Here is a 21887-nt window from a genome sequence, read left to right as displayed (position 1 = left end):
GAGCGGGTTGTGCGACGCGGCGATCTGCTCCAAAACTCTCTCGGCACGTAGGGCGCGGGGCTACTCGGCGTCCGGGCCGCGGTCGTGGGCGACGGCCCGGCCGGTCTCGAAGCGCGCCGGGTCGAAGAGGGCGAGATCCATCGACGGCCGCCCGTCGGTGAGCCACTCGGCCACGAGCCGTCCGGTCGCGGGGGAATGCTGGAATCCGTGGCCGCCGAAGCCGACCGCCAGGAAGAACCCCTCCACGCCGGGCGCCCACCCGATGATCGCGTGGTCGTCCGGGCTGAGGGGGCGGAGGCCGGCCCAGCCGCCCGCGATGCGGGCCCGGTCGAGGATGGGGAGCCGGTGGATGGCCTTCGAGACCGCCTCCTCGACCATGCTCCAGTCGACCGGGGCCGCCTGGTCCTCGCCGATGTCCTGCACGTCGCCAGGGCTGAGGAGAAGAGCCTCCAGCTCCTTGCGGAAGTAGAACCCGCTCGCCCGATCGGTCGTGAGCGGCACCGGCCCGGGAATGTCGGGGAAGGGCTCGGTGAAGAAGATGTGCCGCCGGCGCGGATGGACCGGCAGCGCGAGCCCGACGAGGCGGCCGATTCGCGCGGCGGCCGGGCCGGCGGCGTTGATGGCGACCGGGGTGGCGATCGTGCCCTGCGTGGTCCGCACCGCCCGGACCCGTCCGTCCTCCACGGCGATCCCGGTCACCTCGACGCCTTCCTCGATGCGCGCCCCCAGCTCCCGCGCGCGCCGCGCGAAGCCGCTCGTCACCTCGGCCGGGCCGGCGAAGCCGTCCTCGGGGCCCCAGACGGCGGCGACCAGGTCGTCCACGTACAGGGCCGGGACGATCTCCCGGGCTTCCCGGGGCGTGATGAGCCGCACGTCGACGCCGAACCGCCGCTGGAGCGCGATGCGGTCGCGGAATCCCGCCAGGTCGGCCTCGTCGGCGACCAGGAAGAGGTAGCCGATCTGCTTGTAGCTCGGATCGACGCCGAACTCGTCCTTGAACGTCTCGAAGACGCGCCGGCTCTCCAGCGAGAAGCGGATCTCGGTCTCGGTCGGGAACTGGGCGCGGACGCCGCCGGCCGCCTTGCTGGTCGTCCCCGACCCCACCGTCTCTCGCTCCAGCACGACCACGTCGCGCAGGCCGCGCCGGGCGAGGTGGTAGGCGATGCTGCAGCCGACCACACCGCCCCCGATGACGACGACGCTGGCGGTCGACGGCGCCGTCACGACGTCTCAGATGGCCCGGGCCGCCCGGGTGCCGTCCAGGATCGCGTCGTGGATCCGGCGGGGCGAGTAGGCATCGCCGACGAGCCGCAGCTCGGGCACCTGCCCGGCCAGCTCGTGGAAGAGCGCATCGTCGGCCTTGCCGCCGAACGCGAGGACCACCGTCTGGGCCTCCAGCTCCGTCTCGGCAGCCGAGAAGGTGTGCCGGACCCGGACCGCCTCGGGGAGGATCTCCACGGCCACGGTCAGCGGGAGCAGCGTCACGCCCTGGCCGTAGAGGCGGGCATAGAGGTCGGCGCGCAGACCCTCGTCGATGTCCTCGCCGACCATGAAGTAGCGGCAGACGATCGTGACCTGACCCCCGCGGCTGGCCAGGAAGTCCGCGGTCGTCGGTCCGGCGAAGTGGCCGTCTTCGTCCACGACGACGGAGCGTCGGCCGGGCGTGACCCGACCGAGCAGGACGTCCACCGGCGAGACGACGTGGGCCAGGTGGGCCCCCGGGATGTCGGGCACCCGCGGGGTGGCCCCGGTGGCCACGATCACCGCGTCCGGCGCCTCGGCCAGCACGCCCGCCGCGGTGGCCGATGTCCCCAGCCGGACCTCGACGCCGAGCTTCTCGACCTGCCGGGCGAGCCAGGCGGCGATCCCCGCGTAATCCTCGCGCTTCGGAGCGCCCGCCGCGGCCAGGACCTGACCGCCCAGCGCCGACGTCGCCTCGAACAGGAGGACCCGGTGACCCCGGAGCGCCGCGACCCGAGCCGCCTCCAGGCCGCCCACGCCCCCGCCGACCACCACGACCCGCTTGGCGCGAGCCGCCGGGCGGATCTCGGCGAGCTCCGCCTCGCGACCGATCATCGGGTTCTGGACGCAGGTGATCGCCTTGCCCTGGCGCAGACGGCCGATGCACCCCTCGCTGGCTCCGACGCACATCCGAATGTCGTCGAGCCGCCCCTCCGCCGCCTTTCGCGGCAGCTCGGGATCGGCGATCAGCGACCGCGCCATGCCGACCAGGTCGCAGATCCCGCTGGCGAGGGCCGCCTCGGCCTGCTCGGGCGTGATGATGCGACCCGAGACGATGACGGGAACGCGGACCACCCGGCGCGTGCCGGCGGCCAGCTCGTTGTAGAGGCCTCGCGGGTGATAGAGCGAGGGCGTGACCATCGCTTCGTAGCGGAGCGTCTCCGTGCTGGAGCCGCTCACCATGAAGTAGTCGACCATGCCGAGCGCGTCGATGCGCCGCGCGACCTCCAGCTGGTCCTCGCGCGTGAGGCCGCCGGGGACGAGCTGGTCTCCGGTGTGGCGGATGCCCACGACGAAGTCCCGCCCGACCGCCTCCCGGACGGCTCGGACGACCTCCAGCGCCAGGCGCAGTCGGTTGTCGAACGTGCCCCCGTACTCGTCGGTCCGGGTGTTGGAGAGGGGCGAGAGGAAGTTCTCGACGAGATGCCCCCCGTAGAACGGCAGGTCACAGCCGTCGAAGCCGCCCCGCTTGAGCCGCACGGCCGCGGCCGCCCAGGCGTCGATCACCTCCCGGATCTCCCGCCGGGTCATGACGTGGGGCCACTCGCGGTGCCGCTCCTCGCGGGTGTCGGAGGGGGCCCAGAGCGGCACTCCGGAGTACCACGAGTGGCCACGCCGGCCGCGGTGCGAGATCTGGGAGAGGCAGAGGGCGCCGTGGCGATGGATCGCCTCGCTCATCGTCTGGAACTGGGGGATGACGCCGTCGTCCCAGTTGTTCACCTCGCCCCAGTCGTTCACCGAGGTGGGGTGGACGCTCGAGGAGCCGAACATCATCACGACGCCGCAGCCACCCTTCGCTTTCTCCTCGTGGTAGCGGACGTAGCGGTCGGTGATGCCCCCCTTCTCGCCGAAAGCCGCCCCGTGCGGCGTGCTGACGATCCGGTTCCGGGCGGTGAGGTGGCCGAGCTTGACCGGGCTGAACAGGCGGGCGAAGGGCGTGTCTCCCATGGCCCCGCCAGCATAGACGACGGGGGGCTGTCGCGCCACCGGATCGAGGCGCTCGCCCACACCGCCGGCGCCGCTCACCATTCCCGGCGGCCCGCAACGCCTTGACGCACGCCCCGGGGCGGCGCCGGGGCTCCTCATCCTCCCGTGCTGGCCGGGGATCGGCTGGGCCGGCGGCGGCCCCGCCAGGGAGCGCGCCGACGGCGGCGCCCCGCCGAGGCCGCCACCGCGGCCTCCGGCCCCGGCTTCTCTCCAGGCTCGACCAGCGTCACCATGCCGTCCGGACTGACCGAGACCTCCTTGATCCGGCGGAGCCGGGTGATCAGGCGCGGGGAGCCCGGCGTCCGGCCGTATCCACGCGCCTTCAGCGTGCGGGCGAGCGTGTCGATGAGCACGGACCGGCCCGGGGCGGCCTCGGCGAGCTCGCGCACGATGTCCACGAGCTCGTCGTGCGGCGCGGTGTGGGCGGTCGGCGACGCCGCCTCCGGAGCTGGCGCGGCTTCCCGGGCGCGCGGGGGCCGGCGCGGGCGCCGCGACCGGTCCCCGCGCGCCGCTTCTCCGCGCGCCGCCGGTTCGGGGGTGGGCTTGGCCCGGGTCCCGACGAGGATCCGATAGGAGAGGCGGCGGAAGCCGATGCCGAGCGCGGCGGCCACATCGCCCACGGCGTCGAAGGCGCGATCGTCGGAGACGATCTCCAGGGTGTCGCCGGCACGGGCGCCGGCGAGCCACACCCCGGCGCTGACCGCGATGCGGAGGTCGGTCCAGTCGCGGACGCCGACGGAGGGGGCGCTGTGGACGAGCTGGGCGCCTCGCGACGCCAGGAGCCGCGCCGTCTCCTGTCCGATGACGCGCCAGTTCCCGACCGCGACCAGCTGAATGTCCGGACCGATCCGGACGAGCCCCAGGTGCTCGATGACGCGCGCCATGTGCTCGGTCCGGGCCGTGTTCTCGACGTCGATGAACACCACGCGGTGCGTCGCCGGCAGGGGTGGAGGCGGTGGAGGCGGGACCGGGGGCACCCGCGCCGCGAACTCCCGCTCGGGCGTCGTCGTGGGGACGCCGAGAGGTTCCTCGGCTGGCCCCGTCCCGGTCCACGGACGAGGCCCGGCGCCGGAGACCTCGGCGTCAGGCTCTCGGGAATGCTCGCTCGCCCCGATCACGATGTGGCCTCATTGTAGCCCGTTCGACGGCCAGCCCGTAGCCCGGCGCCCGAGCCGTGAGGGGCTCCGCCGCGGGAGCGGTCACACGAGGCGGTCGCCTACTTGAGCCTGGCGTCGTAGAGGAAGAGCATGTTGTCGATCCAGGGGCTCCAGTCGAGCCGGTTGCTGATGCCGAAGATGTGCGCCTGCTGGTACGCCTTGATGATCGGCGCGTCCTCGTAGATCATCTCCTGCGCTTTCCCGTAGAGCGCTTTCCGCCGCTCGGGGTCGTTCGAGCCCTGGGCCTGCTCCAGGATCCGGTCCAGATCCTCGTTCTTGTGGATGGCCAGGGCCGACTTCGAGTGAAGCGAGTTGACCAGCAGGTCGCCGTCGAAGATCCCGGCGCCGCCCCACGCCGTCATGTAGGCGGGCAGGAGCTCGCGCTTCCGCCACTTGGTCGTGTAGATGCTCTGCTCCCACACCTGCACGTGAGCCTTGATCCCCACTTTGCCCAGCATGGAGGCGATGGCCTGCATCACCTCGATGTCGTTCATGTAGCGCCGATTCGGCGCGTGAAGCGTCATCTCGAAGCCGTTCGGATAACCGGCCTCCCGCAGGAGGGCCTTGGCGCGCTCCGGGTCGTACCCCCACCACTTCACGCTCGGGTTGAAGCCGAACGCCTCCTTCTCGAGCGGCACCCCCAGCACCTGGCCGTAGCCCTCGAGCACGGTCTTGATGATGGTGTCCATGTCGACGGCCAGGTTGATGGCGCGGCGCACGCGCGCGTCCTGCCAGGGACCGGGCATGAGGTAGTTTGTCATCTTCACCATGATGACGAAGCCGCCGAGCGTGCTCACCTCGATCCGGGCGACGCCGCTGGCCTTGATCTTGGCGACCTGGTCGGGCGGGACGTCGCTGACGAGGTCGGCCTGGCCCGACAGCAGGGCGGCCACCCGCGTCGTGAGCTCCGGCACCGGGCGGAAGACCAGTCGCTCGATGGCCGGCGCGCCGCGGTGGTAGTCCTTGTTGGCCTCCAGCACGAGGCGCTCGTCCTTGATCCACTCCACCAGCTTGTAGGGCCCGGTCCCGACCGGCTTGACCGCGAACCCGGCATCGCCGACCTGGGCGACGTACTTGGGCGGGACGATGCCGACCGTGCCGCAGTGCCCGGGGCTCATCCGCACCGGCAGCAGCGGGAAGGGCGTCTTGGTGACGACGTTGACGGTATAGGGATCCAGCGCGTCGACGTGGTCGATGGTGGCGACGCTGGTCCGGCCGGGGGCGCCCTGCTGCGGGTTCAGGACCCGCTCGATGCTGAACTTGACGGCGGCGGCGTCGAAGGGTTCGCCGTTGTGGAACTTGACCCCGCGGCGGAGCTTGAACTGCCAGGTCGTGTCGTTCAGGAGCCGCCAGGACTCGGCCAGGTTCCCCTCGAGCTGGAGGGTCTTGAGGTTCCGCCGGAGGAGCGTGTCGAAGATCTGGCGGTCCGGCTCGTGGGCGTTCTTGTCGCAGTGCATGTGCCAGTCGAGAGTGGCGGCCTCGCCCGACTGGACCACCACCACGGGCTTCGGCTGGGCGGGGCTCAGCCCCGGCAGCGACAGCGCCAGCAGGACGCTCAGGCCCAGGCTCAGGCCACCGATCCACCGCCATCCGATGCGCATCGGCTTCATGGACTCCTCCTTGTCGGGTCACGAGGCACTTCGCTCATAGCTGATCGACGGACTTCCGGATCTGCACGTAGGGGTCGAGGGCGTCGCGCAGGGCATCCCCCAGGAGATTGATGGCCATGACGGTCAGGAAGAGCGCCGCCCCCGGAAAGAGCGCGAGCCAGTACCGCGTGTCCACGAACTGCCGTCCCTCGGCCAGCATCCCGCCCCACGAGGCGATGTGAAGCGGCACGCCGAGACCCAGGAAGCTCAGGCCCGCCTCGGTGAGGATGGCCCCGGCCACGCCGAAGGTGGCCACCACGATCAGCGAGGCGCTGACGTTGGGCAGGACGTGTCGCCACACGATCCAGGCCGGCGGCAGCCCCAGCGACCGGGCCGCGTCCACGTACGCCCGCTCGCGGATGGCCAGGGTCTCGGCCCGGACCACCCGGGCGTAGCACACCCAGTTGGCGAGGCCGACCACCAGGACGATGTTCCGGATGCTCGGGCCGAGGACCCCGATGACGGTGATGGCGAGCAAGATGAAGGGAAAGGCCAGCTGCATGTCGCAGAGCCGCATGATCAGGTGATCGGCCAGGCCGCCCCGGAAGCCGGCCAGGAGGCCGAGCGTGGTTCCGAGGGTCCCGGCGACCATCACGGCCGCCAGGCCGATGAGGACCGACGTCTTGGCGCTGAAGATGACGCGGCTCAGGACGTCGCGACCGAGCTGGTCGGTGCCGAGCACGGCCAGCGTCCCCTCAGCCGTGCGGCTCGCGGGCGGCGTGAAGCGGGCGAGGAGCTGCTGCTCGTTCGGGTCGGCCGGTGCCACGAGCCCGGGCGCGAGCGCACAGAGGGCCACCAGGAGCGCCACCACCGCGCCGAAGCGCGCGCCCGTGGAGGCCAGGAAGATGCGCGTGCGCCGCCACGACGCGATCCACCCCGGGCGCGCCTTGACTCGCTCCTCCATCGGGGGCGAGGGCAGGGTGAGAGGAAGGCTCATTCGCCGGACGCTACGCCAGCCGGACCCGGGGGTCCAGCACCATGTACAGGAGATCGATGGCGATGTTCAGGAGGACCAGCGCGGCGGCCACCGTGAAGACGAGCGCCTGGATCAGCGGGACGTCCTTGTTCACCACGGCCTCGACGGCCAGCCGGCCGATGCCCGGATAGGCGAACACGGCCTCGGTGATGACGGCGCCCCCCAGGAGGTTCCCCAGCTCGAGCCCCAGCGCCGTCACGATCGGGATGGCGCCGTTTCGGAGGGCATGGCGGAGGACCGCGCTGCCCTCGCCGAGCCCTTTGGCCCGCGCCGTCCGCATGAAGTCCTGATGGAGGACCTCCAGCATGCTCGACCGGGTGATCCGCGCCGTGCGAGCCATCGCCCAGACGCCCAGGGTGACGGCGGGCAGGACGAGGGCGCCGAGCCCGTCCCCTCCGTAGACCGGAGCCCACCGCAGGTTGACCGCGAACACGAGGATCAACAGGATGCCGAGCCAGAAGGTCGGCAGGCACTGGCCCGACAGCGCGAACATCATCGCGCCGGTATCGAGGGCCGAGTTGCGCCGGATCGCCGACACGATCCCGAGCGGCACGGCGAGCAGGACGGCCAGCACCATCGCGGCCAGGGCGAGCCGGAGCGTGGCGGGGAGCTTCTGGAGGACCAGCGGCAGCGTCGGCTGCTGGTGCCGGAGCGACCGGCCGAAGTCGCCCCGCACGGCGCGAGCCAGGAACAGGCCGTATTGCTCGGGCCAGGGCCGGTCGAAGCCCAGCGCCGCCCGCAGGATCTCGTAGTCCTGCTGAGTGCCCTCGGGCCCCATGTAGAGCGCGGCCGGATCGCCGCTCAGGTGCACGACCAGGAACGCCGCCAGCGTGATCCCGAAGAGGACCACCACGGCCCAGAGGAACCGCCGGATCAGATAGCGGGTCATCGGCTGTTTATGGGAGGGGGCCTCGACGGCCCCCTTCCAAACCTCCCCCAGGAGGGTTGCGCGGGCACAGCCCGCGCCCGGAGCGCTCCTCGATGAGCGCACGGTCGGTCGCAGGCACCGGATTACCCCGACACGCCCCTGGGCGGGACCGGAGGCCCGGGCGAGACTCTATGCTCCCCCCGACATGGCGTCAAGCGGTGGAGCCGCGTCAGACCACTGGCGCCAGCCCGCCGTCGAAGTTGATGGCCACGCCGGTGATGTAGGCCGCCTGGTCGGAGGCCAGGAAGGCCCAAGTCCATGAGCGACTCCTTCACCCCGCCGGCCGCGCCAGGCGCGGGTCAGCCGTCCGCGGGTCATAATAGAATGGCCGGCTCGATCGCCGAGCACCTGAAGAGTACACGATGAAGCGCAAGCGAAAGAAGCCGGATCCGGATCCCGCCGAGGCGGCCCCACCGCCCGACGCCGCGGGGTCGGAGTCCTCGGCCTCGGCGCTGCGGCAGATCGTCAAGGTGGAGGATATCAAGCATGGTAGGATACGGTGCCGGATTCGAAGGTCTCGGAGGCGCCCGCCATGAAGTTCGGCCTCTTCTTCCTCCTCGAGCAGCCCCCCTGGAAGACCCAGGAGCGCGTGTACGCCGATGCCCTCGGCCAGGCCGCCTACGCCGAGGAGCTCGGCTTCGACGCCGTCTGGCTCGCCGAGCACCACTTCTCCGAGTACGGCATCTGCCCGTCCATGGCCGTCCTGGCCGGCGCGCTGGCCCAGCGGACCCGCCGGGTCCAGCTCGGCACCGCCGTGGCCATCCTTCCCTTCAACCACCCGCTACGGACGGCCGAGGAGTGGGCGATGGTCGATGTCCTCTCGGAGGGACGGCTCGACTTCGGCGTCGGGCGCGGCTATCAGCCGGCCGAATACGCCGGCTTCGACCTCGCGATGGACGAGAGCCGCGAGCGCTTCGACGAGACGCTCGCCATCATCAAGCAGGCCTGGACGCAGGAGCGGGTGAACTTCGACGGCAAGTACTTCCGCGTGCGCGACGTGCCCGTCCTGCCCAAGCCGGTCCAGCGGCCGCACCCCCCGATTCGCATCGCCTGCGTGAGCCCGGAGACCTTCGAGCGGGTCGCCCGGCGCGGCGAGAGGTTTCTCTCCGCACCCTCCATCACGCCGGTGCACCTCATGAAGGGCGCCTACGAGACGTACGCGCGGGTCTGGGTCGAGAGCGGCCATTCGCCATCCGAGCTCGAGGTCCCCGCCCTCTACTTCACCCACGTGGGGGACGACGCGGGGTCGACCCGGCGCGACACCGAGCGCTCCATCCTCTGGTACTTTCAGACACTCGCCCGCGTCATCGCCGAGTCGAAGGACCCGGCGCGGGTCCCCGAGGCGTACCGGTTCTACGCGCGGGCCAAGGCGAACCTCGAGACGGTGACCTACGACTTCCTGGCCAACGACGTCGTCCTCTTCGGCGACGCCGAGCGGGTGACGGACCGCCTCATCCAGCTGCGCGAGGCCCTCGGGCTCACCTACGCGATCTGCTGGATGAACTTCGGCGGCCTGGCCGACGAGGCGGTGCGCGGATCCATGCGCCGCTTCGCCGAGAAGGTCATTCCCCGGTTTCGCTAGTTCCTCCCCCCGGACAGGTTGCGCCGGCAAAGCCGGCGCTCGAAGTGGCACACCAACCGTCGGCGGTCGGGATGACGATGGCTACTGGGTGCCGATCGCGGGGAGGCCAGCCTCGCGTACCAGGGTGTTGAAGGCACTGATCGACGCGCTCTGCCTGGCGCTCGCCGCCCGGGGGATCCGCGTCGCCACCCGGCTGCTGTGGCCGGCACGCTAGTCGGATTCAACAAACCGAATCCTTTTGATCCTTCGCCCTGGCACCAGTCGGCGCACCGCGCTGGGGTCCACGCCCAAGGCGGTTCCGATCTCGTCGGAGGTCGCGCCCAGCTTCAACAGCAGCAGAATGAGCAACCGCTTTACATCGTCCGAGTTCCCCTGAGCCCGCTCTGCCAAAAGTCTCCCTCCTCCTGTCAGTTACGGGATCACCATGGTCAGCCGCCCCGATCCGACCAGGTGCGTGGCCAACGCCTGCACGTCCGCGTATAGGACGTCGATTCGGTTTCTGTCGGTCGCCGTTGGCCAGTTCATATGGCCCACAATGTTTCGCGGCAGCCTCAGCTGCTCAATCCGGGCTACCCACTGATCTATATCTGGGATGATAGGCAGGAACAGGTTGCTGTTCGCCCGCATGATCTCGCCCAGGTCTGAGAGGTTCGTGTAGTAGATGTCGTGGTTGCCCGGAACACCGTGCCATGGCTGTTGGGCGTAGGTCGCTCTGAATCGTTGCACTTGTCGCTGGGTGTCAGGGTCCACGGCTGTAGTCCACCAGTTCGCGTTGATTTGCGTCGTCAACACCGAGTTGATGATCACTCGGATGACGTTCTCGATGGCGTACAGCTTCCAATACACCCGACTGCCAATATCCTTACCGCACCCATCGACGCGGCTCGCGCTGAAGGCCGCCTTGCGAAAATCAGCCACCCGTGGCATGGCGGTCGCCTACGCTCGGCGTCTGGGCTTCTTGGGCCGGGGCTTTCGCGCTGTCGAATCTCGACGATGCTCATAGAGCGATTGCGCTACCACAGCCGAAGTCGTCTGAAGAAGGTTCGCGATCTCAACGTTCGAGAAGCCGGCGAGGCTCAGCTGGGCGATCTTTTCTCGCTGAGAGGCACCGCGAAGCTCGCCCAGGAGTAACAAGGCTAGGAGACGCTCGACACGATCCGTCTTATCCGCTTCGACCTCAGCCATTACCGACGCCTCCCCGCTCTACCCCCCGGGCGCGTCTGCCGGGTCGGCTTACGGAGATGCAAGTTAGACGTTAGGGTCCGAATCACCGCTGGTGAAGTGTTCAACACTTCGGCGATCGTCTGGTTGTCGAGCCCAGCCAGCTTCAGGAGGCGCGCCCGCTCGGTCATGCTCTTGTCGGAGGCCACCTGTATGGCAACGACCCGCACAAGCTGGCCCAACCGCTCGAGGATTTCAGCGTCAACCGACGGCGTCATGTTTCATCTCCACGCAAGGTGTTATCGGGTTTTGCCCTGTAGAGAATACACCAGCGACGGTCAGAACCGTCGAAGCGAAGAACGGGCGAGGTTAGTCGGCTAAGGAGCCCCCCGGCAAGCCCCCGACCGAGCTCAGGTCGATCGACAATTCATGATCCTCTCATGATCCTCGCCGCCTCTTCAGCCGCCCCCGGCGGCCCCACCCGGGCGACTTGGCGGGACGCCCGGCGTGCGCGGGCGGGGACGGGAGGTGGGACCATGAACTCCTTGCGGGTCAGGTAGGCGTTCTGGACGATCTTGAGGTAGCCGACCTCGGCACGATAGTCGTACCCAACCCCGGCCGCCTCTTGGCCCGACACCTCCTCACCGCCGGCGCCGACCACGAGAATGTCGCCGTCCATCGCGACGACCTTGCCGAAGCCGTTCTGCTTCTCCGTCGGCATGTTGACCACCGAGCGCACGAGCTGGCGGGTGCTGCGGCCGAATAGGTAGACCGTCCTACCCCCGGCCTAAGGCTCTGCCCCTGCCGGCGGTGCCCACGACGCCGCCCGGAGGGACGGCTCGCGCGGCACGTTGACGATACCGCACGCCGCGGCCCGACACCAGGGGCTGGGGCTCGTGAACTCGGTCCACTGGTGGTACCAGCCGAGGCTGACCCGACAGACTCCGAGGCAGCCGACACCCGCCGGTCAGCGCAGGGCAGCCCAGCCCGCCCGCACCGGCTCGATTAGTTCCGCGCGCCGCGCCGCATCCACGAACCGCCGCGGCGCTGCCCGGGCGCGGGAGGTCTCGGAATCGCTCGGGCATCGGGCCCGAGGCGGTCGCTACTGGGTTCCGATCGCCGGGAGGCCGGTCTCGCGCACCAGGGTGTTGAAGGCGGCGACATCGCTCGCGACCAGCGCCTGGAGCCGGTCCAGCTCGTGGCGGGCTCGACCCGCCAGGTGATCGTAGACCTCGAACGCCTGCCGGGGAGGCGCGGCGTCGGCGCTCGACAGCACGCTCATCAGGGCCGCGAGGCGGAGGTTGAGGCCGGCGGGAAGCCGGAGCGTATCGCTCGAGTTCCGGGCGCCGCTCTGGATCAGCTCGGTCTCGATGTCGGTGAGTCGCGCCGTGAGCGTATCGGCCGCCCGGGCGATGGCCCGGAGGCGCTCGGGGGCGTCCTCACCGGGCGCCGCGGCCTCGCGGACGCGCTGGGACCACTCGGTCACCTGGCGCCGGATACGCCGCAGCCGATTGATGCCGGCATGGGTCTCGGACAGGGTGTCGCGGAGCCGGCTCCAGAGGGCGAACTGGGCATCGAGATCGGCCCGGCTGGCCGGCACGCGCGGGTCCTGGCGCATCTCGAAGGACTGCGTCCACGATCGATCGCCGATCGTGAGGCGGACCCGGTAGGCGCCGGGAGGCGCGAGCGGGCCCGTGATCGCCTTCTCGGTGGTGACGTCGCCGGGAACCTTCTCGGCGCCGGGGTAGCGGAGGTCCCACACGAAGCGGTTGAGCCCCGGCTTGGCCGTGACGTAGCGCTGATCCTTCGGCGCGCCTTCGGGCGCGACCGACGTCACCTCCGCGCCGGGTGGCGCGCTCGTCCCCCCCTCAGGAGCCGATGGCGGCGGCTCCTCGGGCCGTGTCCCGAACGAGCGGATCACCGCGCCGGTCGCGTCGAGGAAGCTGAGCGACACGGGACCGGGGGGCGCGCCCCTGATGACGTAGTAGACGATGGCGCCGGGCGGCGGGTTCTCGCCGGCGTCGAGAAACGTCCGCACGCGCTCGCCTTCGGGCGTCCGGTCCTCGTAGAAGGTCAGCCCGGTCCCGAGCGCCATCATGTAGTTCTTCTGCGTCTTGCCCGGCCCCCGGAAGAGGTCGACGCTCCAGTTCTGCCAGGGCCGCACGGTGGGGCGCGGCGGGAGGAGCTGGGCCACCTCGGCCGACTCCGCCGTCACCGCCCGCAGCGGGGTCACATCGTCCAGGACCCAGAATGACCGGCCGTGAGTCGCCGCCACCAGGTCGCCGTTCTTGACGGCGAGGTCGTAGACGGGCGACACCGGCAGGTTCCAGGGCAGGCGGTGCCAGGTGACTCCGTCGTCCCAGGAGACGACGACCCCGGTCTCCGTGCCGACGTAGAGGAGACCACGCCGGACCGGGTCCTCCCGGATCACGCGGCTGATCTCGCCCGCCGGGAAGCCGCCGGCCAGCGCACGCCAGGTGCCGCCGTAATCCTCGGTCTCGTAGAGGTAGGCGCGGTAGTCGTCGAGCTTGTAGCGCGTGGCGGCCAGGTAGACCGTGCCGGGCTGGTGGGGCGACACCTCGAGGGTGGCGATCAGGGACCACTCGGGCAGATCGGGCGGGGTCACGTTCTTCCAGCTCCGGCCGTCGTCCCGCGACACGTGGACCAGGCCGTCGTCGCTCCCGGCCCACAGGACGCCCCGCTCGTGGGGGCACTCGACGAAGGCGTAGACGGTGCCGTAGTGCTCGGCGCCGCTCGTGTCCTTGGTCAAGGGCCCGCCCGAGGCCTCGAGCTTGGTCGAGTCCTGACGGGTGAGGTCGGGGCTGATCGCCTCCCAGCTCCCGCCCTCGTCGCGCGTGCGGAAGACGAGATTTCCGGTGGCGTAGAGCGTGCCGGGGTCGTGGGGGGAAAAGACGATCGGGAAGGTCCAGGCGAAGCGATACTTGAGGGCTTTGGCGCCCCGCCCGTAGTAGAGCTCCGGCCACACGGTGACGAGCCGGATCTGGCGCGTGCGGTGGTCGTAGCGCTGGAGCGCGCCCCCGCCGCCGGGCGAGCTGCCGACCGCGCCGACGTAGACGACGTTCGGGTCACGGGGATGCACCGCGATGTACCCGCTCTCGCCGGTGCCGGCCGGGTAGCAGTCCCCCCAGGTGATGCCGCCGTTCTCGGAGGCGCTCGGCACGCTCACGCTCGAGTTGTCCTGCTGGGTGCCGTAGACGCGGTAGGGATGCTGGTCGTCGATGGCCAGATGGTAGAACTGCGCGGTGAGCTGGTTGTAGATCGTCGACCAGCTCTGGCCCCCGTTGAACGAGACGCAGGCGCCGCCGTCGTTGCCTTCGATCATGCGTCGGGGGTCCCGCGGGTCGATCCAGAGGTCGTGGTTGTCCCCGTGAGGCGTCGTGACCTCGGTGAAGGTGCGCCCCCCATCGGTGGACTTCCACATCTTGAGGTTGGTCACGTAGACGGTGTCGGCATCGACGGGATCGGCGAAGACGTGGCAGTAATACCAGGGGCGGTGTATCAGGTCACGGTTGTCGGAGACGAGCTCCCAGGTCCGGCCGCCGTCGTCCGACCGGTAGAGGCCGGCCTTCTCGGCCTCGAGGATGGCCCAGACGCGCTCCCCCCGGGCCGGGGACACGGTGACCCCGATCTTCCCCTTGATGCCGCGCGGCAGTCCCACGTGGTCCGTGATGTCGGTCCAGGTGTCGCCTCCGTCCGCCGACTTGTAGAGCCGGCTGTCCGGCCCTCCGCTCGAGAGCGTCCAGAAGTGGCGGTACACCTGCCAGGTGGCCGCGTAGAGGATGCGGGGATTGCCCGGGTCGAAGACGAGGTCGATCGCGCCCGCCTTGTCGCTCCGGAAGAGGACCTGCTGCCAGGTCCGGCCGCCGTCCCTCGACCGGAACACGCCGCGCTCCCGGCTCGGCCCGAACGCGTGGCCGAGCGCGGCGACGTACACCAGGTCGGGGTCCCGGGGGTGGATGCGGATCTTGCCGATGTGACGGGTATCCGCCAGTCCGACGTGCGCCCAGCTCGTGCCGCCATCGGTCGTCTTGTAGACGCCGTCGCCGTAGGAGACGTCGATCCGGATCGTCGCTTCCCCCGTCCCGGCGTAGATGACGCTGGGGTCCGACTCGGCCACCGCCAGCGCGCCGACGGCCGCCGAGCGAAAGTAGCCGTCGGAGACGTTCTCCCAGTACGTGCCGCCGTCGGTCGTCTTCCACACTCCCCCCGCCACCGCGCCGAAGTAGAAGACCATGGGTTCGCGGGGGTGTCCCGCGACCGCGACCACGCGCCCCCCACGCGGAGGACCGATACAGCGCCACCGAAGGGCCTGGAACAGAACGGGATCCATCGGGCTCACCTCGCATGCTGGAGGTTTCGGCACCGCCCGGATCGGGGTCGCGGTGACAGGCCGTCCGCGATGATAGGCCAGCGGGGTCCGGTCGCGCAACCGGCCGGCACGGTGCGACGGACGGGCGATTGACAGTTCCGGGCCGGATGTCTACAGTTTCCCCGACGGCGCACTGCGGGCAGGGCGACACCACACAGGGAGGCTGCCATGGAGGAAGTGTTCCCCGTCGCCTCGGGAGTCGTGCTGGGACTCGCGGTTCCCTACCTGGTCCAGAGACGATTCCGGGGCTGGGTCCTCGGTGGCTCGAGCGTCCTGCTTGGCGTCACCGCCAGCTGGATCAGCGGCGAGCTGGCGGTCAGCTGGTTCTATCCGGTCATCGACGTCGCCCAGGTGCTGGCGGCCGGCGCGATGACGGGCGTCCTGGCGGCGCGATGGAGGCGCTTCGGAGGCGCGGCGCCGCAACGGGACGTCTGAAGTCCTCGCCATTCAGTCCACGGGACGAGAGGATGGACGCACCACGCCACCGGTGACGGCCGTCCCGGCGCCGCCTTAGCGGCCAGGCCCATGCTCGATCTCCCCGAGTACGTGCAGCTTCTGGCGGCTCTGCTCGCGATCACGAACCCGCTGGGGAAGATCCCGGTCTTCACCGCGCTCACGGGCCACCACTCCGTCGCGGACAAGCATCGGGTCGGGCTCATCGCCGCCACCGCCGTGGTCGTGATCCTGCTCGTGTCCTTCTTCCTGGGAGAGCTCGTCCTGAGGGCGCTCGGGATCACGATCCCCGCCTTCCGCATCGCCGGCGGCATCCTCTTGCTCCTCTCGGCGCTCGCCATGATGTCCGGCGACGCGGGCGCTCCGCCGGTGGCGGGGTCCACGCCGCACGGCGACCCGGCCGCCGTGGCCGTGGTGCCGCTGGCCACGCCCCTCCTCGCCGGCCCCGGCGCCATCAGCACCGTGATCGTCTACGCCCACCGCCACGCCTCGCTCGCGCACGCGATCCTCGTGGTGGCGGCGATCGTCAGCGTGGGGGTGGTGATCCTGGTCGTCTTCCGGCTGGCCCCGCTCCTGGCGTCCGTCCTCAGGCGCACGGGGATGAACGTCGCCTCCCGCCTCACCGGTCTCATCATCGCGGCGACGGCCGTGGAGTTCATCGTGGACGGCATCGCCGTGCTCTTCCCGGGACTCCTCAAGTAGGCTCGGGGAGGCCCGATCTCCCAGCGCCGGGCGGCGCGGGCCAGTCCCGCTCAGGGCACGATGGGGAGGAGGATGTGGGACGGGTGGGCGGCGTCGTGGTAGACGGTCTGCGTTGCCGGCTGAAGCTCGGCGTCGAGCCCGAAGGCGCGGCCGGTATTCGGGTTCCGGTCGAACTGGGGGAAGTTCGCCGAGGCGATCTCCACGCGGATCCGGTGCCCCGTCTGGAAGCAGTTCGACGAGGACCAGCAGTCGATCTCGTACCGGTAGATCTGCCCCGGCCTGAGCAGCGCCGGGTTCTCCCAGGACTCCCGGAAGCGAGCCCGGATGATCCCCTGGGCGACATTCATCGCGAAGCCGGACGGGTAGACGTCGACGAGCTTCGCCGTGAAGTCGGTGTCGGGGGCGGTGGACGCCGCCCACAGCACGACCCTGATCGGCCCGGTCACCTCCACGTCCGCCTCGAGCGGCGGCGTCGTGTAGACGAGGACGTCCGGGCGCCACTCGGCCGGCCGCTGATCGCGGGGCCCCATGGTGATGGGCGTGATGTCCTCGCCGCAGCACGTGCTCCCGCCGAGGGTCGGCACCGGGTCGCGCGGATCGTAGAGGAAGGTGTCGGGCGGCTCGGCCTCGGGCCGGCGCCGATCGAGGTGCCCATCGCCGAAGAGGGAGTTGGCCCGGCCGCCGCCGTGGAAGTAGTGCTCGACGAACCGCGTGCCGGGGATGGGCCAGTCCTCGGCCGTGCGCCAGCGATTCGCCCCCATCACGAAGACGCGCACCGGAGGCTCGGCCATGACGCCGGTGTCGACGCCGCGGAGCCAGTAATCGAACCAGCGCAGCTCCTCGGCGCGCAGGTCGAGGACCGAGTCCGGCCCGAAGTCGACGTCGCCGGTCCGGCTCCGCGTCCCGCGGGCGCCGAGGTCGTGGATCCAGGGGCCGATCAGGAGCTTCTGGCCGCGGCGGGCGCGCTCGGAATACCCGCGGGCCCGCACGCCCATGAAGTTGTTCAGGGTGGACTGGAGGAAGACGTCGTACCAGCCCCCGAACCCGTAGGCGGGCACGTCGATCTGATCGTAGTCCTTCTCGACGTTGCCCAGCTTCTCCCAGTACGAATCGTAGGCCGGATGGCGGATCCATTCCTTGTAGAACTCGCAGACGCGGCCGGCGTTCTCGTCGCCGGTGATGAGCGGCAGGTGCCAGAACAGGGTCGAGAGATGCTGCTCGGACGGCATCCAGAGGTACTGGACCTGGTTCGTCCGCCCGTGCATCTGAATGGCGGCCCAGCGGAGGTTGAAGCCGAGCTGGAAGGCACCGCCGGTGTACACCCAGTTGTGGTAGAGGTTCGAGAAGCCGACCCGCGGCGCCATGGCGGCGAGGTGCCCGTTGCGGAGGGGGGCCGGCAGCCACTGGGTCAGGGCCACGTACGAGGCGCCGCTGGTCCCGACCTTGCCGGTCGACCAGGGCTGGATACCGCACCACTCCTGCGCGTCGTAGCCATCGAGCGCCTCGTGGACGAACGGCGACCACTCCCCTTCGGAATCGTATCGGCCGCGGCAATCCTGGATCGCCACCGCGTAGCCGCGCCGGGCGAAGTGGATCGCGTCCTGGACCTGGGCTTCGAGGTTGTTGCCGTACGGTGTGCGGATCAGGATCACCGGGAACGGGCCGGGCGCGTCGGGCAGGTAGACGTCGGTGGAGAGGCGGACGCCATCACGCATGGGCACGCCGACGCCGAGCAGGGTCCGGATCCGGGACACCGCCGGGATCACCTCCGCCGCGCCGGACGCCGGGGAGGGCCGGCGGCGGTCCGGCCGGGGCGCGGCGGGGCCGGCGCCGGCTCGGGCAGCGCGCGGACCTTGACGACGATGAGGCCGAGCGTGTCCCACGTGCGCGCGGCATCGGCGTCCAGCGGTTGACGCAGCCGGTCTACGAGCCCGCGCGGGGGAGAACCGGCCTCCGCGGCGCGGCGGCGGTCGAGGACGACGGCCACCAGGCCGGGCCTCTCCACCAGGCGCTTGAGGGCGTCGCAGAGTGGCTTGCGGGACCGCTTGACCACGAACAGGATCGGCATCGCGCCCCGACCGGGCGACTCTAGCACGCGCCCCCGAGGTCGAGCAAGGCGCCGACCCGCGACGGGGACGGGCCCCGCGACAGCCACGCGGAGTCGCGGTAGACTGGATTCGAGGGCCTGTCCGGGCACCGGGCGGCCCGCGACACAGGTCCTGACACGTGAGCGCCGAGCCCGGTCGTCCCCAAACAGCCGCCTCGCTCCCCCGGCGGCTCCCCTGGGCAACGTACCGGCTCCAGTTCAACCACCGCTTCACGTTCCGGGACGCGGCCGCCGTCGTGCCCTATCTCCGTCGCCTCGGCATCACCGACTGTTACGCCTCGCCGTACTTCAAGGCCCGGCCCGGCAGCCTGCACGGCTACGACGTCTCGGATCACAACCGCCTGAATCCGGAAGTCGGCTCGGAGGCCGACTACGACGCCTTCGTCGCGGTACTGGCGACCAACGGCCTCGGCCAGATCCTCGACATCATCCCGAATCACATGGGGGTCGGCGAAGCGGGCAACGTCTGGTGGATGGACGTCCTCACCCACGGGCCCGGCTCGTACTTCGCGCGGGTCTTCGACGTCGACTGGTCCCCGATCAAGGTCGCGCTCCGCGACCGCTTGCTGCTGCCGATCCTGGGCGACCAGTACGGGATCGTGCTGGAGCGCGGCGAGCTGACCGTGGTCTACGACCGGGGCGCCTTCTACGTCCGCTATCACGACTTCCAGCTCCCGATCGACCCGCGCTCGGCCACCGCGATCCTCGAGCTGGACGTCGGCCGCCTCGACGCCGAGCCGGGCCCGGAGCACCCGGATGTCATGGAGCTCCGCAGCATCAGCACGGCTCTCCGGAACCTCCCCGGCCAGCGCGACGCCGACGTCGAAAAGTACCGGGAGCGGCGGCGGGAGACCGAGGTGGTGCGGCGCCGGCTCGAGCGGCTGCGCGACGGCGCCCCCGCGGTGCGGCAGTTCCTCGACGAGAACATCCGGATCTTCAACGGCCAGAAGGGCGACCTCAAGAGCTTCGACCGGCTCGACGCGCTGCTCGAGCGCCAGGCCTACCGCCTGGCCTACTGGCGGGTGGCCGCCGAGGAGATCAACTACCGCCGCTTCTTCGACGAGAACCAGCTGGCGGCCATCCGGGTGGAAGATCCGGTCGTGTTCGAGGAGACGCACCGGCTGGTCGGCCGGCTCCTCGCCGAGGGCAAGGTCACTGGGCTCCGCGTGGATCACCTGGATGGCCTCTACGACCCGGCCGGCTACCTCAAACGGCTGCAGGAGCGCTGCCGCGGCGAGGGCCCGGAGCCCGGATGCTACCTGGTCGTGGAGAAGATCCTCACGGGCCCCGAGCGTCTCCGGGAAGGATGGCCGATCCACGGCACGACCGGCTACACCTTCCTGAACCTCGTGACGGGCATCCTGGTGGACCGCACACACTTCCGCGTGATGGACCGCATCTACCGCGCCTACAGCGGGCGGTCGATCGCGTACCCCGACGAGGTCTACGACAAGAAGCGGCTCATCATGCGGATCAGCCTGGCCAGCGAGCTGCAGATGCTCGGGCACCGGCTGGACCGACTCTCGGAGCGCCACCGGCGCACCCGCGACTTCACGCTGGTGAGCCTCACCGAGGCGCTGCGAGAAGTCATCGCCGCCTTCCCCGTCTACCGGACCTACACCGCCGACTTCGAGGTCCACCCCGCCGATCGGGCGGTGATCGAGCACGCGGTCAGCGTGGCCCGCCGGCGCAATCCCACGACCAACGTGACCGTGTACGACTTCGTCCGGGACACGCTGCTGCTCCGGCCGCTGGAGGGAGCCGACGAAGGGTACCGCCAGGCGCAGCTCGAGTTCGTCATGAAGTTCCAGCAGTTCACGGGCCCCGTGATGGCGAAGGCGGTGGAGGACACCGTCTTCTACACCTTCCACCGGCTCGTCTCGCTGAACGAGGTGGGCGGGGATCCCGAGCGGTTCGGCATCCCGCTCGAGGCCTTCCACCATCGGAACGCCGAGCGCGCCGAGCGCTGGCCCTACACGATGTGCGCGACCGCGACTCACGACACGAAGCGCGGCGAGGACCTCCGGGCGCGCATCACGGTGCTCTCGGAGATCCCGCGAGAGTGGCAGGCTCGGCTCACTCGCTGGCGGCGGCTGAACCGCCGGCGGCGGCAGCCGGTGGGCGAGCGGCTGGCCCCGAGCCGAAACGAGGAATACCTCTTCTACCAGACCCTGGTCGGCGCCTGGCCGCTCACGCAACTGGACGCCGCCGCTCACCAGGTCGTCGTGGACCGCCTCACGTCCTACCTGCTGAAGGCGGTCCGCGAGGCCAAGATCAACACGAGCTGGATCAACCCGGACGAGCCCTACGAGCGAGCCATCCAGCGCTACGTGGCCAGCGTGCTGGACCGCGTCGAGAGCGCGGCGTTCCTCGCCGACCTCGAGGGCTTCCTCGCCGAGATCGCCGACGCCGGGCTCTTCGCCGCGCTGTCGCAGGCGGTGCTGAAGCTCACGTGCCCCGGCGTCCCCGATCTCTACCAGGGGACGGAGCTGTGGGACTTCTCCCTGGTAGACCCGGACAACCGCCGCCCGGTCGATTACGCGCACCGCTCGGCCTTGCTGGCCGACCTCGAGGCGCGCTGCGCCCGCCCGGAGGCCGACCTGCGCGGGCTGGCGGCGGAGCTGGTGGCCACCCGGGCGGATGGCCGGCTGAAGCTCTACCTCATCTGGCGGGCCCTCGCCGCCCGCCGCCGCCACCCGGCGCTGCAGCCCGGCGGCGGCTACCGCGCGCTCAGCGCCAGCGGCTCACGGGCCGATCACGTGTGCGCCCTCGCCCGCGTCGCCCAGGACGATCACGTGGTGGTGATCGCCCCGCGCTGGTTCACGCGGCTCCAGGGACCCGACGGCCTGCCCTTCGGAGCAGAGGTATGGGAGGACACCGAGGTGCTCCTCGAGAGCATCCCGGCCGCGCCGACGTACCGGAACCTGTTCACGGGTGAGAGCGTGCCGGGCCGGACGGCCCACGGCCGGCCGGCAGTCGAGCTGGCGGCCGCCATCAGGACGTTCCCCGTCGCCGTGCTCGAGCCCGAGTCCTAGCCGTGTAGAACCCGCCGACCGCCGAGCGCGTGGCGCATCGAGGAGTGCTCCGAGCGGCGGCTTCGCCGCCGCCACGACGGGGGGGCATCGGGGGGTTTTACTAAGAGCCTGTCGGGCTGACCGCGCGCAGCGCGAACTCAGCCGCCGCGCGTCCGGTGGTCCGCTCCGAGCGCCGGCTTTGCCGGCGCGCAACTTGACTTATCCTGGGGGGAGGTCTCGGAGGGGGCCGCCGAGGCCCCCTCCGATTGATCCTAGCCGACCTCGATGACGACGTAGCGCCCGGCCCCCTGCCGCTCGACGCGAAGCAAGACCTGCTTCTCATCGCGCGGCTTCCGGGCCATGGCCTTCTCCACATCCTCGAGGGCGTTCACCGGGGAGCGGTCGATCTCGCGGATCACGTCGCCTTCCTTGATCCCGGCCTCGGCCGCCGGCGAGTTCGGACGCACGTCGGTGACGACCACGCCCTTCGGGTCGGGAATGCCGAGCCGGCGCGCGAGCTCCGGCGTCAGATCCTGGAGC

The 21887-nt window shown here is 70.6% G+C and carries 16 protein-coding genes; 4 read left to right on the top strand and 12 right to left on the bottom strand.

The features are described from left to right. Positions 1-60: 60 nt before the first annotated feature. The 6 genes from VGW35_12705 to VGW35_12680 all read right to left on the bottom strand — a co-directional run bounded on the left by VGW35_12705 (position 61) and on the right by VGW35_12680 (position 7899). A complete protein-coding gene (locus VGW35_12705; protein ID HEV8308515.1) occupies positions 61-1224 on the bottom strand; it encodes an FAD-binding oxidoreductase in 1164 nt (387 codons plus the stop codon). A 6-nt stretch (positions 1225-1230) separates the two neighbouring features. Continuing rightward, a complete protein-coding gene (locus VGW35_12700) occupies positions 1231-3270 on the bottom strand; it encodes an FAD-dependent oxidoreductase (GenBank protein HEV8308514.1) in 2040 nt (679 codons plus the stop codon). Positions 3271-3323: 53 nt separating this feature from the next. After that, positions 3324-4346, bottom strand: coding sequence for a hypothetical protein (locus tag VGW35_12695; protein ID HEV8308513.1), 1023 nt, complete (start codon positions 4344-4346; stop codon positions 3324-3326). A gap of 98 nt (positions 4347-4444) precedes the next feature. Next, a complete protein-coding gene (locus tag VGW35_12690) occupies positions 4445-5995 on the bottom strand; it encodes an ABC transporter substrate-binding protein (GenBank protein HEV8308512.1) in 1551 nt (516 codons plus the stop codon). 34 nt (positions 5996-6029) lie between these two features. Beyond that, positions 6030-6971 (bottom strand): ABC transporter permease, encoded by a 942-nt coding sequence (locus tag VGW35_12685; protein ID HEV8308511.1) that lies wholly within the window; start codon positions 6969-6971, stop codon positions 6030-6032. 10 nt (positions 6972-6981) lie between these two features. After that, positions 6982-7899 carry an ABC transporter permease gene (locus VGW35_12680; protein HEV8308510.1) on the bottom strand — a complete coding sequence of 306 codons (918 nt, stop codon included), beginning with the start codon at positions 7897-7899 and terminating at the stop codon, positions 6982-6984. Positions 7900-8470: 571 nt separating this feature from the next. Here VGW35_12680 and VGW35_12675 point away from each other — a divergent pair. Further along, the gene (locus tag VGW35_12675; protein HEV8308509.1) at positions 8471-9520 is read left to right on the top strand and encodes an LLM class flavin-dependent oxidoreductase; all 1050 of its coding nucleotides are present in this window, start codon (positions 8471-8473) and stop codon (positions 9518-9520) included. Positions 9521-9931: 411 nt separating this feature from the next. Here VGW35_12675 and VGW35_12670 read toward each other — a convergent pair whose 3' ends face one another. The 3 genes from VGW35_12670 to VGW35_12660 all read right to left on the bottom strand — a co-directional run bounded on the left by VGW35_12670 (position 9932) and on the right by VGW35_12660 (position 15032). Further along, entirely contained in the window at positions 9932-10447 is a 516-nt protein-coding gene (locus VGW35_12670) for a hypothetical protein (GenBank protein HEV8308508.1), read from the bottom strand. A gap of 661 nt (positions 10448-11108) precedes the next feature. Further along, complete coding sequence (locus VGW35_12665) at positions 11109-11402, bottom strand: hypothetical protein (GenBank protein HEV8308507.1); 294 nt, start codon at positions 11400-11402, stop codon at positions 11109-11111. 381 nt (positions 11403-11783) lie between these two features. Further along, positions 11784-15032: a glycosyl hydrolase gene (locus VGW35_12660; protein ID HEV8308506.1), complete on the bottom strand. Its 3249-nt coding sequence runs from the start codon at positions 15030-15032 to the stop codon at positions 11784-11786. Between the two features lie 207 nt (positions 15033-15239). Here VGW35_12660 and VGW35_12655 point away from each other — a divergent pair, with 207 nt between their 5' ends. Next, positions 15240-15506 (top strand): hypothetical protein, encoded by a 267-nt coding sequence (locus VGW35_12655; GenBank protein ID HEV8308505.1) that lies wholly within the window; start codon positions 15240-15242, stop codon positions 15504-15506. Positions 15507-15596: 90 nt separating this feature from the next. Continuing rightward, the gene (locus tag VGW35_12650) at positions 15597-16226 is read left to right on the top strand and encodes a MarC family protein (GenBank protein ID HEV8308504.1); all 630 of its coding nucleotides are present in this window, start codon (positions 15597-15599) and stop codon (positions 16224-16226) included. Positions 16227-16276: 50 nt separating this feature from the next. On the opposite strand, the gene VGW35_12645 is transcribed toward VGW35_12650, so the two are convergent. After that, on the bottom strand, positions 16277-17980 hold the full coding sequence (locus VGW35_12645) for a CocE/NonD family hydrolase (protein ID HEV8308503.1): 1704 nt from the start codon (positions 17978-17980) through the stop codon (positions 16277-16279). An 8-nt stretch (positions 17981-17988) separates the two neighbouring features. Beyond that, entirely contained in the window at positions 17989-18294 is a 306-nt protein-coding gene (locus tag VGW35_12640; protein HEV8308502.1) for a hypothetical protein, read from the bottom strand. Between the two features lie 158 nt (positions 18295-18452). On the opposite strand from VGW35_12640, the gene treY reads away from it, so the two are divergent. Further along, the gene (gene treY, locus VGW35_12635; protein HEV8308501.1) at positions 18453-21368 is read left to right on the top strand and encodes a malto-oligosyltrehalose synthase; all 2916 of its coding nucleotides are present in this window, start codon (positions 18453-18455) and stop codon (positions 21366-21368) included. A 251-nt stretch (positions 21369-21619) separates the two neighbouring features. Here the strand turns inward: treY and VGW35_12630 are convergent. Continuing rightward, positions 21620-21887 (bottom strand): PDZ domain-containing protein (locus VGW35_12630; protein ID HEV8308500.1); only part of this gene is annotated, 268 nt, incomplete at its 5' end.

It is taken from the genome of Candidatus Methylomirabilota bacterium, assembly GCA_036005065.1.
Taxonomy (GTDB): Bacteria; Methylomirabilota; Methylomirabilia; order Rokubacteriales; family DASRDR01; genus DASYQW01.
This window is presented reverse-complemented; position numbering and strand designations above follow the sequence as displayed.

Bases quoted from the DNA above. Each gene is read 5' to 3' on its own strand.
- VGW35_12700 (HEV8308514.1), bottom strand. From the start codon at position 3,270: ATGGTGAGCGGCGCCGGCGGTGTGGGCGAGCGCCTCGATCCGGTGGCG.
- VGW35_12690 (HEV8308512.1), bottom strand. From the start codon at position 5,995: ATGAAGCCGATGCGCATCGGATGGCGGTGGATCGGTGGCCTGAGCCTG.
- VGW35_12685 (HEV8308511.1), bottom strand. From the start codon at position 6,971: ATGAGCCTTCCTCTCACCCTGCCCTCGCCCCCGATGGAGGAGCGAGTC.
- VGW35_12680 (HEV8308510.1), bottom strand. From the start codon at position 7,899: ATGACCCGCTATCTGATCCGGCGGTTCCTCTGGGCCGTGGTGGTCCTC.
- VGW35_12675 (HEV8308509.1), top strand. From the start codon at position 8,471: ATGAAGTTCGGCCTCTTCTTCCTCCTCGAGCAGCCCCCCTGGAAGACC.
- VGW35_12670 (HEV8308508.1), bottom strand. From the start codon at position 10,447: ATGCCACGGGTGGCTGATTTTCGCAAGGCGGCCTTCAGCGCGAGCCGC.
- VGW35_12665 (HEV8308507.1), bottom strand. From the start codon at position 11,402: ATGCCGACGGAGAAGCAGAACGGCTTCGGCAAGGTCGTCGCGATGGAC.
- VGW35_12660 (HEV8308506.1), bottom strand. From the start codon at position 15,032: ATGGATCCCGTTCTGTTCCAGGCCCTTCGGTGGCGCTGTATCGGTCCT.
- VGW35_12655 (HEV8308505.1), top strand. From the start codon at position 15,240: ATGGAGGAAGTGTTCCCCGTCGCCTCGGGAGTCGTGCTGGGACTCGCG.
- VGW35_12650 (HEV8308504.1), top strand. From the start codon at position 15,597: ATGCTCGATCTCCCCGAGTACGTGCAGCTTCTGGCGGCTCTGCTCGCG.
- VGW35_12640 (HEV8308502.1), bottom strand. From the start codon at position 18,294: ATGCCGATCCTGTTCGTGGTCAAGCGGTCCCGCAAGCCACTCTGCGAC.